This is a genomic window from Acinetobacter endophylla (assembly GCF_053543775.1).
Genome location: NZ_JBLVOM010000009.1, coordinates 1 through 15,009 on the forward strand (window position 1 = coordinate 1; position 15,009 = coordinate 15,009).

15 protein-coding genes and 1 pseudogene are annotated in these 15,009 nt (G+C 43.2%); all 16 read right to left on the bottom strand.

Annotated elements, in window-relative coordinates:
- Window positions 1–307: reverse transcriptase N-terminal domain-containing protein (locus tag ACNPNW_RS01440; protein ID WP_448766431.1), on the bottom strand; the 307-nt coding region annotated here is incomplete at its 3' end.
- 575 nt (window positions 308–882) lie between these two features.
- Window positions 883–2,241: pseudogene (locus ACNPNW_RS01445) on the bottom strand (IS66-like element ISAba25 family transposase); the annotation flags it as partial.
- Window positions 2,242–2,315: 74 nt separating this feature from the next.
- Window positions 2,316–2,651: an IS66 family insertion sequence element accessory protein TnpB gene (tnpB, locus tag ACNPNW_RS01450; RefSeq protein WP_000618091.1), complete on the bottom strand. Its 336-nt coding sequence runs from the start codon at window positions 2,649–2,651 to the stop codon at window positions 2,316–2,318.
- Window positions 2,648–3,031 (bottom strand): transposase, encoded by a 384-nt coding sequence (locus ACNPNW_RS01455; RefSeq protein WP_001055585.1) that lies wholly within the window; start codon window positions 3,029–3,031, stop codon window positions 2,648–2,650. Before ACNPNW_RS01455 ends, tnpB begins: the two co-directional genes overlap by 4 nt.
- 464 nt (window positions 3,032–3,495) lie before the next feature.
- The gene (locus tag ACNPNW_RS01460) at window positions 3,496–4,356 is read right to left on the bottom strand and encodes a KilA-N domain-containing protein (RefSeq protein WP_448766432.1); all 861 of its coding nucleotides are present in this window, start codon (window positions 4,354–4,356) and stop codon (window positions 3,496–3,498) included.
- Window positions 4,357–4,508: 152 nt separating this feature from the next.
- Entirely contained in the window at window positions 4,509–4,631 is a 123-nt protein-coding gene (locus ACNPNW_RS01465) for a single-stranded DNA-binding protein (protein WP_448766433.1), read from the bottom strand.
- Window positions 4,632–5,056: 425 nt separating this feature from the next.
- Complete coding sequence (locus tag ACNPNW_RS01470) at window positions 5,057–7,489, bottom strand: DUF927 domain-containing protein (RefSeq protein WP_448766434.1); 2,433 nt, start codon at window positions 7,487–7,489, stop codon at window positions 5,057–5,059.
- Window positions 7,490–7,591: 102 nt separating this feature from the next.
- Window positions 7,592–7,810 carry a helix-turn-helix domain-containing protein gene (locus tag ACNPNW_RS01475; protein WP_448766435.1) on the bottom strand — a complete coding sequence of 73 codons (219 nt, stop codon included), beginning with the start codon at window positions 7,808–7,810 and terminating at the stop codon, window positions 7,592–7,594.
- A 4-nt stretch (window positions 7,811–7,814) separates the two neighbouring features.
- Window positions 7,815–8,411 (bottom strand): hypothetical protein, encoded by a 597-nt coding sequence (locus ACNPNW_RS01480; RefSeq protein ID WP_448766436.1) that lies wholly within the window; start codon window positions 8,409–8,411, stop codon window positions 7,815–7,817.
- A 3-nt stretch (window positions 8,412–8,414) separates the two neighbouring features.
- On the bottom strand, window positions 8,415–8,651 hold the full coding sequence (locus tag ACNPNW_RS01485; protein WP_448766437.1) for a helix-turn-helix transcriptional regulator: 237 nt from the start codon (window positions 8,649–8,651) through the stop codon (window positions 8,415–8,417).
- A 659-nt stretch (window positions 8,652–9,310) separates the two neighbouring features.
- Complete coding sequence (locus tag ACNPNW_RS01490; protein WP_448766438.1) at window positions 9,311–10,543, bottom strand: tyrosine-type recombinase/integrase; 1,233 nt, start codon at window positions 10,541–10,543, stop codon at window positions 9,311–9,313.
- Window positions 10,544–10,748: 205 nt separating this feature from the next.
- A complete protein-coding gene (mnmE, locus tag ACNPNW_RS01495) occupies window positions 10,749–12,107 on the bottom strand; it encodes a tRNA uridine-5-carboxymethylaminomethyl(34) synthesis GTPase MnmE (RefSeq protein WP_005104949.1) in 1,359 nt (452 codons plus the stop codon).
- A 92-nt stretch (window positions 12,108–12,199) separates the two neighbouring features.
- Window positions 12,200–13,963, bottom strand: a complete 1,764-nt coding sequence (gene yidC / locus ACNPNW_RS01500) for a membrane protein insertase YidC (RefSeq protein ID WP_005245552.1) — start codon at window positions 13,961–13,963, stop codon at window positions 12,200–12,202.
- A gap of 5 nt (window positions 13,964–13,968) precedes the next feature.
- Complete coding sequence (gene yidD, locus ACNPNW_RS01505) at window positions 13,969–14,289, bottom strand: membrane protein insertion efficiency factor YidD (RefSeq protein ID WP_005245550.1); 321 nt, start codon at window positions 14,287–14,289, stop codon at window positions 13,969–13,971.
- A gap of 9 nt (window positions 14,290–14,298) precedes the next feature.
- Window positions 14,299–14,691 (bottom strand): ribonuclease P protein component, encoded by a 393-nt coding sequence (gene rnpA, locus ACNPNW_RS01510; protein ID WP_004281932.1) that lies wholly within the window; start codon window positions 14,689–14,691, stop codon window positions 14,299–14,301.
- 29 nt (window positions 14,692–14,720) lie between these two features.
- A complete protein-coding gene (gene rpmH / locus ACNPNW_RS01515) occupies window positions 14,721–14,855 on the bottom strand; it encodes a 50S ribosomal protein L34 (protein ID WP_000831329.1) in 135 nt (44 codons plus the stop codon).
- Window positions 14,856–15,009 lie beyond the last annotated feature (154 nt).

Below are 15,009 nucleotides of genomic sequence, written 5' to 3' on the forward strand. Positions count from 1 at the left end.
GCGTGTAACCTCGCCTCTTCAACGACATCATCGCACCGGTCTTGGCCTTGGGTGTATTCCAAGTCACCTTGTCGACCCCAGCCGTGTTTTTGCCTTTGTTTTCAGACACTCGTTTTACGGCCAATGCTTTGCCACTAAACGAGTGAGTCAGCAGCCATTGCAAAGCTTTCGCCTTGTTATGCCTGCCGTCTTGTACCGCCTTCACAATACGCGCTTGCAGCCCTCTGACATGACGCTGTACAGCAATCCAATCGATGCTGTCCCACGATGTGCTGGAAGGTGCACACGCTGATACTGCTGCATTCATTTGCTCTCCCTCCATTAAAAGGGTTCTACACACTCTCTTGTGATGAGAGACCATAAGGACGTCAGCCCGCTTTCGCGTGGGGTAATGTTTCAACCTCTATCCAACCCATTACAGACTGGCATTCGCTTTTTCCTCGTTCCTTCGCCCGCATCACCATGGGCAGTTTTTGCAAACTGCTTTCCCAATGGGGGTAATACGGGATTTCCACGTTCCGCTTACTGAAGTACATCGGCTTAGGTGCCTGCTATCGACCGGGAGGCGTATGGGTCACGAATGCGTAGTAGAAAGACGCGATTCCCACCTCCATTACCGTTTTGGTTCGAGCGTATTAGCCATTTCCGCTCGTTCAATTTAACGATCGTTGCGCAGATTCACATGTGTTCACCATACCGATTATCTAGCCCTTGTCCGGCTATGGCTGCCAGAAGAGTACGCCTCTCACGATTGATACCCCGCACCTTACGGTGCCTCGTTACATTGTCGAAGGCGCTCTTTATTCAGCCTTCTAGATTCACCCGGTGACACGGGTGGTTCCCGCAGGGGGAACAACTTCATTAAGCGACTTCGTGTCGCACCTCTACCCAATTGTTGCATATCGGTAGATTGCCATCATCCAGATAGCGGCTTAAGGCTGGCCAACGCTTCAGAGTGTAATTGATAGCCTTGGCGGTGGGAGAACTCGATGGCACTGTCAGATGATGTTGGTTGAGCCATTCATATAGTTGTTGCATCACTGGTTGACTATGCTGTTGTCGGTATTCGCGGCGGTCTTCCGCTGTACCATCGGTCTTTTTCCTGAGTTCTGCTTCTATCGCATACAGTTTCTGAATCAGCACTAAGGCCTGTTCAGCAACCTGACTTTTCCCAGTTACATGCAGTTCATGGAATTTACGACGTGCATGGGCCATGCACCCCACCTCAATCACCTGGCCTGATTTAAAACGTGCTTTATAACCACTGTAATCATCACAGACTAGATAGCCCTGCCAGCCTTTCAAGAACTCTTCAGCATGCTGGCCTGAACGACTATCCTGAAAGTCATAGATCACCGCCTGAACTGGATTATACTGTGTGGTGGCATAGGCCCAGACATAACCTTTCTTCGGTTTTTTATTATTCTCACCCATCCGCATGATGGTGACCGGTGTTTCATCTGCATGCAGCACCCGCTGTTGCAGCACCACCTCTTTTAAGGCATTGGCCAGAGGTTCCAGTTCTACACCGCAGCGACCTATCCAGTCAGATAAAGTGGATCTGGACAGATCAATGCCAGCCCGCTGATAGATCAGGCGCTGACGGTACAGCGGCAAATGATCGGCATACTTCGATACCAGCACATGGCTGAGCAATTCAGGTGAAGCAATGCCTTTATCAATCACATAGGCGGGCATCGCTTGCTGAGTTAGAGTGTCACACTGATCACAGACCCATTTACCACGCACATGCTGTTCCTTATAGAACTGTGCCGGTCTGAAATGCAGTTTTTCACTGACATCTTCGCCGATACGACGGAGTTGGCAGCCACAAGCACATTGGGTTGATGCAGGTTCATGCTCAATACGGATGGTGTGTAGATGATCTGGCAGTGGTCGACGTTTAGGTTTATTGGTTTTGGCTTTCTGTGTCGCTGCATTGGTTTTATCTGCATTTAGCCGTTCCAGTTCTAGATCAACCGCGGCAATATCTTCTTCAACCGCTTCATCCCACAGATGGATTTGTTTTGCCGTTAAGTGTTCATTCTTTTGGGCGAATTTATGCTTTTTAAACAGCGCCAGTTCATGCTCGTATTTTTGATTGAGAATAGAAAGATGTTGAACTTTGGCATCCAATTGTTGGTTTGATTGTGCTAGAGACTGATGCTGCAGCGCCAACTGCCTGGTGAATTCCAGCAGTTGTTCATGGGTCAGTTGGCTTAAGTCAGGCAGCGTATTCATGACCGCAGTATGCCTGAGGTCATGAGAAGAATGAAATAGAACGTTTGGAGAATAGCAGAATGGTCGAGCCTGGTTTAAAGCATCGTCACCACCTGCTGTCGTCCAATGCGCTGCCAGGGCAAACCTTGGATCAGTGCCTGTAACTGTTCCGGGCTGAGGGCCACGGTTTCACCTTGGTGAACTTGAGCCCAGTGAAATTTGCCCTGTTCCAGCCGCCGGGCACACAGCCAGATGCCCAATCCATCATGTACCAGCACTTTCATGCGATGGCCACGTTTATTACAGAACAGGTAAGCACAATGCGGTTTGATGTAGCCAAAGGCTCTCACCACCTGAGCCATGGTCGTATCCATACCTGCACGCATGTCCATGGGCTGAGTAGACAACCAGATTTCATCAATGCGGATCATGTTGCAAGTGCCTTGAGTAATTCTGCCAAGGCAGGTATTTCTGATGTCTGCCATTTTAGCTGAATATCATTATTCGTATGAGGCACGGTGATACACAACGTGATCCTCTCATCAATAGGTTGGCTGATTGCAGCAGTGTAAGGCAAAGCAATAAATGCTGGATTCACATGAGTAGGATCCTGCACGGCACCCTCATGATGGCTGAAGATCCTGATCCAACGACTGACAAGGTTGGCATTAATACTATGTTGCAGTGCGACCGAAGCGATCGAGGTATTAGGATTTTTGCAGGCATTGACAATACTGAGTTTGAATTCTTTGCTGTATTTTCGGCGTTTTTTAGCAACAGGAGGTGTTGCTGAATATATATCCATGTTCATGGATTAAGTCCCCACTTGTTTTTAGGTGGGAACTAAATTAAGGCTTATAGGATCGCTTGGTAAGGCTGTGTTAGCCGGATGCTTACTCAGTTGAGGGCTTTTTTGATGTTTTATTAAATAATTACTTTCCAATACAGAAAGTAATTTAATATATTTATTTATTATTAATTAGATATTTACTATAAATCATTCTTCCCTGTGACTAATATGTGCCTATTTTTTCATTGTTAGGTTTTATTCTCTCCTAAGCCCAATTCCTCACATAAAACCCGATATTCAAGACTGCTCGAAATAAAATCTAAGTGAAAGTAAAATTGAAATTATGCTAAATTTTTTAGCTTAAAAAAGGATTTAAAGATAAAATTAACTACTAATTGCGGTTTATCCGATTAGACTGTACCAATCTAATAAAATTTAATGAGGTAATAAAAAGCCTCTAGCTAAAGAGGCTATTTTAAACCTTGTTATTTATCAATATTTTTTAATAATGGTGGCGTTGCTTGTGATGCAAGTTTTTTCATAGATGAAGATTTTTGCAAACTCTCTCTCTGCATTTTAGCCATTGCACTTAGTTGCTTAAACCTATCCTCTGGACTCATTCCTTGTGATATTAGATAAGCATTTTGCCCCTCTAAATTTGATATTAAAGTATTTTCAATAGTTGAATGGTGGTCTCTTTGATTGCCTTGTAAAGTTGGATTTTCTGCTTTCCACTGCTTGTGAGTTTTTCCAAAAACAATGTGATTTAATAAATCAGCCTCATTAGCATATGCAAATTTCTGTTGTGGCTGGGGCAGTGAATTAATTAAATAGTCTTTAATCGCATCAGTTTGAATCCGATAATTAACCTTTGCCAATTCCCGATTGACTTGCCATTCAATAGAATTAAGATGGGCTTCTTGTTCTTTTAGACGTTGGAATTCTTTAATTAAATAGAGTTTAAATTCAGGGCTTAACCATGACCCAAATTCAAAAGCTATATCCTTGTGAGCATATGTACCACCGTAACGTCCTGCTTTGGCAATTAAGCCTATGGCATTCGTAGATTCAATCCACTTTTTAGCAGACATTACAAACCTATTTAAACCCACTTCATTTCTAATTTGGTGTAATTCCACCAAATTAAAATTAGGGTTATTAATTTGCTCCCAAACGGTTAAAAACTCTAAAGTATTTTTATTTTGAAGCCAATTTTTAATCAACTGGTCTCCATCTTCAAATCCTTTTGCCATGTCTGTAAGGCTAATGTAGTCATCCTCATTTACAGATGACACTGTAATATTTATTGCATTAACTGTGATTGTTCTGTTTTTACTCTGTGCCATAAAGCGCTCTCTCTCAGAATATTTTTAATTTAATAAATTCCATAAAATATAAACATATTGCACTTGTTCAGCTAGTTCTAATTCAAAAAAATGCCCCTTATATTTAAGGAGCGTATTAAAGTATTTGTATCAATTAAAGCAATTGCAGCTCATCAGCTAAAATCTCGGTTACCCCGATCCGCTCCTTTGCTGTCCTTCCATTTCTTTGTGCATAGTGAGCCTTCGATATAAACCTCACCACCTTTCTTGGGGTACTTACTCGCAATCTCAGCCAATCGGTTGTTAGTAGTGATTCTGTGGCCTGTTTGTGCTCGCCTGTGGCCTTAGCCTTCTAGTGGTCAGTGGTTGCAACGCTGAATGTCGTAACGCTACCACCGTTGGAAAATTGTTTAGTTTCAGGGTCACGCCCCGAAATACCCATCACGGTTACTCTATATTTAAATTTGCCATCTGCTTAAATCTCTTAAATTTTTTCAGAATGTCTATTTTTCAAGGGTAACGTAAGTAACATGGGTAACAGCCTTGCTATGACAGCATTTCAGCCTGTTACCTCTTTTTTTTCGCTTAGGTAACATGGGTAACAAATTAGAAAAAACCAGGTTCTGTTACCTGTGTTACCTGTTCCCTTTTTTAACAGGTAACGCCTGAAATCCTTTATTCATGTGGTTGTTACCTGTGTTACCTCTGTTACCTTCATTTTTTACGCTTCCCAGCTAAAAATAGCCTCTTTGACGGCGTAAACCTTCACTGCATTTTTCCGTGATGGGATTCTTGCTGTCTTGCTGGTCTTGCCTGTGTCATGCTCAAGTAGGTTGTAAGCTAGTAGGGCCCTTGCTGCTTTGCGACTGTCATAGCCTTTGCAGACTTCATTTTTAAACTGCTCAGGCAATACATAAAATATCTTTTCGCCGTTCTCTATCTTCCAGTAGCCTACACGGTTATTGATACGCTCGATATGATCGGGATCGGGTGTAATGGCTTCAAAACGGCTGGATTCATTCGCCTCGAAAAAGGCTTTAACATGGGTCACAATTTCCCGATTCTCATAATCTCCGACCTGTTCAAAACTCCCCAGCCATTGATTAAATACCTTTTGTACGGCGTTAAACGCTGTGCCTGCTTTCCAGCCTGTAATATTGGCCTTTGTTGCCAGCTCCCCAGCCGTTGCCACCAATGCAAAGTAGTTAGCCACTCGGATAATATGCCCTTGTGACTGGTTCACGGTTAAAGCTTGGCGATACTGGTCTAAAAGCTCTCTAGCTTCGTCCATACGTTCGCCTTTGTTGCTGGTCAGATACTTAAGCCATGCAATACCAGCCACGCCGTAGCAGTCTGCCATGCGCTTACTCAGTTCAATAGCTTGCTTTGCTCCATCCTCTGCAAAGTCGATACCGTCAAAAATACCGTACTCGGACTGATCTATATCAATATCAGCCAAGCGTATTTCTTGCCCCAGCTTAGTCTTTTGGCCTTGCTCGGTCATAATGTCTTTAAGGCTTTTTTCGCCACTGGATAGAAAAATAACTTTCCACTGGTGCATAGGCTTTGCTGTAATTTGCTTGGTCATGCGACCTTTACCTAAACCATTTGCAAGCATATAAACGACATTGCCTAGCTCTTTGGGGTTCGCTATCTCTCCGATTTCATCTAGCACCAAAAAGCTGTCATTGTGCATATACGCTGTATGCTCTAGGGCGTTTCCTGTGGCTCTCCATGTTCTATAAAACTGCTTTGGATTGCCCCACACGGAACTCGCAAGGTTTAAGGCTGTGCTTTTCCCTTTGGATGAACTGCCCTTGATATGAAAGCCTACGCCTTGCTGGTTAAGAGGGTCTAGCAGTTGCCCAGCAAAGGCCGTACACAATGAAAAAGCCAATAAGCTATGATTCTCTGCCAATTGCGCTACATTGCTTCGCCATTGCTCTAGTGTGCCTTTGCTTTGATAACGGTTATCCAGGGCATTGTTAGCCTGATAAACAATTAAATCACTGCTGCTTTGTCCGACCTGCTTATGAGGCAATACAAATACATCATCATGCCAGCCGACCCGATCCACACATAAGGCATATTGACCTGTTTGATAACTCATTAAGTAGCATTGAAAAAGGTTTCTTGCTCGTTGGTCGGGTGCAATCATTACACCTTGATAAGATAAGGCTTTGCGAAGGTCTGCGCCGTCCGTTTGGAATAGCTCCATAGATAGAGCCTGTGTATGTTCTACCTGGTTGTCATCCTTCCACTTGAGCAATACACCCCAATTATTACTAGAATCATCCCTAGTCTTTGCAACGACCAATACTGGACTTGAGATAAAACGCTTTTGGCTTATACCGTTCTTATCTTCATCGACAAAATAAAGCCCATCCTTTGTGATATGGAAATGTCCGTTTTCCCATTTCATCGGTTTGGCTAAATGGCCTTTTGGTAGATTGGTCTTTTCAGGTAAAGCCTCTATAGCTTCATCAATAAACGCCAGAACTTCACTTACACTTTCATCCTGGGTAAATTCGACTTGGAACTCACTTACACCGATTTTTAAATACTGGCATAGCAGCCTAACAGCCGTGCTTTGCTCCAGCTTTTGAAATGGCTCAAGGTGCATTTGCTCAATTCTGACAGGTAGATAAAGCTGCTTATAGCCTGCCTGTGATAGCTGATTAATAACGAACTGTATTTGATTAAAATCATACGGCTTGAGTTCTGTTTTATGGTTGCTGCATAGGGTAGGCAGTAGTACCAATACAACGGCGTAGCCAGTCTGTGCGACCTTAAAGAATGCCTCTAGGCTGTACGTGATAATGACAGGCTTGGCATGGTCAAAATCACCATACATGGCAAAACCTTTAGCTAGTCCATCAGGCATGACAGCCACACGCTGCCCATCTTGCATGACAGCACATTGAACAAGCTCCATTTGCCCATCATAGATAGGCATAATCAAAGGCTGTGCATAGGTAACGCCGTTTATATCCACATTGCCATCATCAACATAGATCGGCTGCTCAGGACTGCCAAAACGCTGTATTAAGGCATGTGATGAATAAGCATCATCAAACGATACAAGCTGTGTGCATTGCGCTAAAATATCTTTGGCTTGATCTAGTGCATCGGGGCTTTTGTGAAGTGCGTTCATAATTGCCCCTTTATGCTTGAACTAGGCGCGAAATGCCTAGCAAAACTAGAATGAAGATTACGCCGTAGAACAATCCAAGCATAAGATCGAATAAATACTGTTTCATGCTGCCACCTGCTTGATAAGTTCATAACGTGCATGTCTGCCAATACCTGACTTATTGCGCTCGTTATGAGTCACAATGTCATAGCCTGCATTACGTAAACGCTGAATAATTGCGCTCAAACGGTAGCAGTTAAAAAGGTCTATAGCCTCAGCCTGTGAAATAGTTTTGCCTTGCTTGAGATATGCTAGGACTTGTTTTAATTGAGTGTTATTCATGTTCTTATGCTCCTGTTTTTGCCAGTGCATCAGTCAGCTTGTGAATAGTTCCGATGTGGATTATCAGAACGTCCTTAACGCCTGATTTCTTCACCATGTCAGCATGTTCACTGAGTAGCTCTTTAATCGTTCCGTTAAAGCCTCGAACCTCTAAAAACTTCATAGATTCATCATTTACGATTAAATCTGCTTCCTGATCCGCTTCGCCAGTCGGGCAATATGAGGCAAGGGCATAGGCGTATAGATCGGCTGGGTCTGCAATGCTCAAGGTTTCCAGTGCCAAGCTTAAAAAGGTATTTAGCTTGCTGGCCTCGGCCTTTAGGTAGTCATCAATCGAATAAAGCTGTAAAGATACTTCTCGACCTAACTCAGATGCTCGGATAGAAACATGATCGAGTAGGTCAATTGCCTGTTCGATCTGTCTTGCATTGGCTTCGGTTTTATCTTCATCGGTGAAGCAATCAAGAGCCAAACAAGTGAAGTCAGACACATCAATAAAAAGATTCTTTATCTGTTCACGGTTTACTTCACGGCTGACTTGCTCAAGTTTGCTTTGTGCCTGCTGGGTGATGCTGATTGCATCGTAGAGGGTGATTTCCATAACTCAAGCCTCCATCGTTGCAATGGCTGCTTTATGACTTGCTATGCGCTCAGAAATCCATAAATCAATATCAGATTCAATCCAAGCTACACGGCGTTCGGAAATATTAATAGCTTTGGGAAATGTGCCTTGCTGCATCATTGCGTAAATAGATGATGCACCTAAGCCAGTTTTGGCCTGCACTTCTTTACGGCGGATCAGTCGGACAGTTTCTGTTTGTTGCTCTTTACATGTATTCATCTAAACATTCTCCAATATTGGAAATGCCTAGACACAAAATAGAAAATAGAAAGTAACTTGGATAAAAAACTAAGTTTTATTAATAAGATATAACAGCAAATAATTATTCAATGGGTTCAATGACTAACAATGAATTAGTAGATGCTGAAACAAACTTATTGACTTATGGCTTATTTGAACTAGTATTAGTACTGTTAAGCGTACTATTTAAACCAGTACAAAAAATTTAATTTTTAATCGTTTTACATTTCTAAAATTCCTTTAGGTTTGTGTCCTGGCAGACAGCGGTTAAAAATTAATGGTATTTCATGATTGGCGTCATAAAATACTTATCCAGAAAAGGCTTAAACATTGGCGTGTTTGGCCTTTTTCTTTGACTGAATATTTGTCTTGTAGTGATTGTATAACTACAAGACAAGACAAATTGTATTCAATAGGCTATTAATACATACTTTAGAACCTAATAATTCCATCCTATAAGAGCAGAATTAAAAAGCCAAGAGCAGAGCTAAGTCTTTTCTATAAATATTTTTGAACCAACTATTAGTTTGTGAATAACATTGCAACTTTATCTTGTTTTTTTACAGCATTTAACACGTTTAATTACTGTTCACTATCACTAGTAGTTAGAAGAACTAATAAATTAGAATTTGACACCATTAAATTCCTTTAGCTTGATTAAAAAAAATCAGATTCGGTTCATAAATCACACTAAAAATATGATTACTCCACTTTTGCATCATCTCTGTACGCTCTTTTTTATACTTAGCTTTGTTGTATATACCTCTCACGCCTTTGGCCATGTGGTTTAAACAGGTCTCAATTGCATCACTATTAAAACCTTGCTCATTTAAGTGAGTGCTGGCCGTTCTTCTCAAGTCATGCACTGTAAAAGGTGGCAAGTCGGTTAATGCCAGTGCTGTCTTTTGTGCCGTATTAAAGGCATTATGACTTATATGAGTACCTGATTTTCTGCCTACAAATACAAAAGGCTCATTGCCTGCAATCGCTTTGAGTTCCTTAAATATCTCTACAACCTGATCCGACATATAAACGACCATTTCACGGCTATGGCCTGTCACACTGTCAGCCTTTGTTTCAGGGATAAACCATACACGACCATCAAAGTCGATATGCTCCCATTTGGCCCTCAATAGCTCGGACTTTCTAACCAATGTCAGCAATGACAGCAAAAGGCCCAGCTTTCTAGGTCTATAGATTCTTGAATTTAATAAGGTGGTGTAATAGGTACGGATTTCATTTGTACTTAAATATCTATCTCTAGGCTTTGCCTTGTGTACGTGCCGTGATGGGATAGCCAAAACAGGGTTATAAGGTACAAGGCCCAAAGTCATTGCATAATCAAACATGCGCTTTAACAAGCCTCTGACTTGGTTAGCTGCTGCATCATATCCCTGTTCTTTTTTGCGCCATATTGTACGGCGTATATCTTCAATGCTGATCTGATCTAATGGGATGTGGCCCATCATCGGATAAATATCATTGCTCAGGCATAAAACCATGTTGTAAGGGTCTTTGCGGTCTTTTTTAATGACTTCTTTTAAATAGCGTTCGCCGTAGTCCTTGAACAAAATGCCTTTAGGTTTTGCCTTATCTTGTTTCGGCGAAATACCTTTAGCCACCAATGAGGCGGATTCATCTCTGATCTGTCTAGCGTCCTTCAATGACAAGTCAGGATAACGACCTATAACAAGCCGTTCTTGCTTGCCTGCCAGTGAATAACGATAGTGCCACGACTTAACGCCTGATTCCTTCACCTCAATAAACAGCCCATTATTCAGCTTGTCTTTAACTGAATATCGCTTGTCCTGTGGTTTCAGGTTTTGAATCTCTCTATCAGTAGAGAAAAACAGGCCGTTTATCTTTGGCATTATTCTAGTCACTCAGGCATAAAAATAAGGTTCTATTGTCACGTAGCTATTAGGTGACTAAAAAAATCATAGCACTAGATGAACGTATAGAACACATTGGAATAATAAAAAGATATTAAAAAAGCACTAAGCTATTAGAACTTAATGCTATTTAATTATCACTGGAACTTATTAGAATTTACTGGAATATAGGCTTAAATTAAAATTACTTTCCAATACAGAATGAACCGAAGATCTTGCCCAGCAGGTCATCTGCACTGAAATCACCCGTGATCTCACCCAAGGCATTTTGCGCCAGACGTAAGGACTCCGCTACCAGTTCACCGGCGTTATACACCACCAGTTGTTCACGCGCCTCAGCCAGATAGAGCTGAGTGCGCTTCATTGCATCTAAATGACGGGTACGTGCGATAAAGGTGTCTTCCTCAGGCTGGAAGCCTGCATGCGCTGTAATCGCCTCTATGAGCGCTTGAACGCCAGTTTCTTGCTTGGCAGAGACTGCAATATGCCGGAAACCATTTAAATCGCCAATCACGGCTTCAGCACCGGTCAGGTCGCATTTATTGCCAATCAGCATTAAACGTTTCGGTTCTATATGTTCAGCAAAATATTCCTGAGCAAGTTGCAGCGGATCTTCGCCCTGACTTAAGTCATAGACCAAGAGCAATAAATCGGCCTGTTCGATTTCTTTAATCGCGCGGCGAATCCCTTCTTTTTCCACGATATCGCCAGTTTCACGCAGGCCCGCAGTATCAGTCAGGGTAATCGGCAGACCATTTAAAGTAATCTTTTCATGCAAGACATCACGGGTGGTGCCGGCAATATCAGTCACAATTGCGCGTTCAATTCCAGCCAATGCATTCAGCAACGAAGATTTACCGGCATTCGGTTTACCCGCAATTACGACTTGTAAACCTTCACGTAACAACTGACCTTGACGTGCGGATTGCTGTACTTGAGTGACTGCACTGGATACGCCATCCAGCAGATTTAAAATCTTGCCATCTGCCAGAAAGTCGATTTCTTCTTCCGGAAAATCAATCGCGGCTTCCACATGCAAACGCAGGTGAATCAGTTGCTCAAGCACTGCATTAACTTTGGTCGAAAATGCGCCTTGCAGTGAACGTACCGCAGAACGTGCAGCCGCTTGCGAAGTTGCATCAATCAGGTCGGCAATCGCCTCGGCCTGCACCAGATCCAGTTTGCCATTCTCAAAAGCACGCATAGAAAACTCACCGGCTTTGGCTGCAGTGGCGCCCAGCTCGAGCAAACGGCCGAGCAGGGCATTCTGAATTACCGGCCCGCCATGACCCTGCAGCTCGACCACATCTTCACCGGTAAATGAGTTTGGATTCGGAAAACAGATCACCAGTCCTTCATCCATGACTTCACCTGCTGCATCGTAGAACTGGCGGAAACCGGCAAAACGGGCTTTGGGCAGCTCTTTTTGCGTCAGTTGCTGGGCAATTTCATAGGATTTCGGACCTGACAGGCGAATCACCCCAACGCCGCCACGTCCTGGTGGAGTTGCAATCGCAGCAATAGTTGTGGTTCGGTTGAGCATAAAATTCACCTGCAAAGACTCAAAAGTACAGCCAAAAAAAATCCGCCTAAGATTACCATCTTAAGCGGATTTATTCAGCCTATCCGTACAACTTAGTTGACTGGAGTAGCCTCATCACGTTTCGCGCGATCTTTGGCAACAGACTTGTTAATCAAAGTTTGTTGCAGAATCGTGATCAAGTTGTTGACGATCCAGTACAGAACCAAGCCTGCCGGGAAGAACAACAAGAATACGGTAAAGATGATCGGCATAAACTTGAAGACTTTCGCCTGCATTGGATCAGTTGGTTGTGGATTTAACGACTGTTGGATATACATCGTCAAGCCCATCAACAACGGCAGAATGAACCAAGGATCCATTGAAGACAAATCCTGAATCCACAGCATCCATGGCGCATGACGCAGTTCCACAGATTCCATCAATACCCAGTACAAGGCCAGGAAAATCGGCATTTGTAATAACAGTGGTAAACAGCCGGCAAGCGGATTGACCTGTTCACGTTTGTATAATGCCATCATTTCTTGAGAGAAGCGCATGCGATCTTCACCGAACTCTTCTTTCATGCGTTGCATTTCTGGCGCAATCACACGCATTTTCGCCATCGAGCGATAGCTCTTCGACGACAATGGCCACAGGATTACTTTCACCAAGATAGTCAACAGAATAATTGCCCAGCCCCAGTTACCCACCAGACCATGGAAGAATTCAAGACCGACAAACAGTAATTTCGCAATTGGCCATAACCAGCCATAATCAACGGTCTGGTTTAAACCCGCAGCCAAATCTTTCAGTTCTGACTGGATTTTTGGACCTGAATAGAAAGTCGCATCAATTTCAGCCACTGTACCTGCAGGCACATTGAACGTCGGTGAGGTAAAACCGATGATGTTCATGTTATCGGTTGATTTACGTGATTCAAGCTTGGCGCTATAAGCTTCGCCATTGCCTTGAGTCAACTTCAGCTGACCTGGAACCCATGCACTGACAAAGTAGTGCTGTACCATTGCCACCCAACCACCTGTCGCTTCAGTACTGACTTTTTCTTCAACAAAGTTGTCGAATTTAAGCTTGTTGTACTGCTCGTCCGGGGTACCCCATGCACCGCCGAGGAATGTTCCCAGCGTGAAGATCCCCTGATCAGATTTGCCTGGATCTTCCGAGTTATCGCGTTTGATCTGACCGAACATCTGACCTTGCCAAGTCTGGCCACTGCGGTTAACCACTTTGTGATTTACCACGACCGGATATTCACCTTCAGTGAAATTGAAGGTCTTGATAATCTCGATCCCGTCAGCGGTTTTAAACACTAGCGGTACAGACAATACTTTCAGGTTTTCACCATCTTTGGATTTGACTGTTTTCGCATCTGCCAGAGTATAAGCCGTTTTTTCCAGCTCATACATTGGACGGCCGTTACGGCTGCTGTCCGGTCCATTCAGACCGATCAGGCCAGACTGGGCGACATAAGTACGTTTCGCATCGCTTTCCAGCATCACGAACGGTTCATCGCTGTCTTTGTTCTTGTCATGATTGAGTAATTCAATACGAACAATATCACCACCCTTAGGATTGATCCAAAGGTGATAAAGGTCAGTTTGTACTGAAATAAGCTGCTGACTTACAGGTGCTGTGGCATCCGTGGCTTGCTGTGCTGGCACATTTGCTTGTGGCAGATCAGAGGCAACTGTAGCCGTCTGACCATTTGGCAAATCTGCAGATACGTCATGCGAAACAACAGCAGTTTCCTGCTGCGGTTTTGTTTCAGCATTTCCATAATCTTTTTGCCACGCCAAAATGAGCAAATATGCGACAACAAACATGGCTCCGAGAATTGCAATCCTGGCCCATTGTTGCATATGTATTACCCCAAGTGGTGAGAGTGATTTTGGTTCAATAAACGATCACGAAAGGGTACAGCAACGTGAAGCGTTTGAGAATCTATTTGCTGAAATGAAATAAAACGAATCGCTTTTGAGGGAACAGGATCATATCCCCAGCCCCCCCACGGATGACAACGGCAAATACGCTTAGTAGCCAGCCACACTCCACGCCCAGCGCCATGCATCTGGACTGCTTCCAAGGAATATTGAGAACAAGTTGGAATATAACGACAGCGCGGTCCAAGAAGAGGACTAATCGCAATCTGATAGAAACGGATCAACCAATGCAGTAAACGTACCATTGGCCAACTCTACTTTTGTGGGGAGGGGGCTATTTTTGAATGCTTTTTGGCAAGACGGTTAAGTTTCTGCCAGGCAAATTGTAATTGCTGGTGCAATTCTGCATTAGGCACTGCTTCAACACCCATTTTCGGCATGATTACAATGTCTAAGTCATCTAATTGCTGTTGATGCAGGCGAAAACTTTCGCGAGCAAGTCGTTTTACTCGATTTCTTTCGTGTGCGCGTCGCACTTTCTTCTTGGCAACAACTAAACCCAAACGGCTATTTGGCAGTTCGGAATGTTTTGCAAGAAATAAGAAATGGGGTTGATGCACTTTAAAAAGCGCACCATCAAAGACACCTTTATAATCGGCAGCACAGCGTAATCGCAACTCTGTGCCAAAACTATAAAGTTTTGTCATAACACCCAAAATCGTCTTAGCGTAACTGATTAAACAGTTAAGCTATGACGACCTTTTGCACGACGGCGAGCTAATACTTGACGACCAGCTTTAGTAGCCATACGAGCACGGAAACCATGAACACGCTTACGCTTTAATTCAGACGGTTGGAATGTACGTTTCATATTGAAACTCCAAAAAATGATCTTTCTATGAAGGTCCGCGATTTTAGTGCTCATTGCTTGAGCTGTCAATGCAAAAGCGGTTTTCTTTTCAAATAAGATCAAAAAAGATAAAGCCTCTGGTTTTTCAGAGAACTGAATAAAAAATAGTTCAATT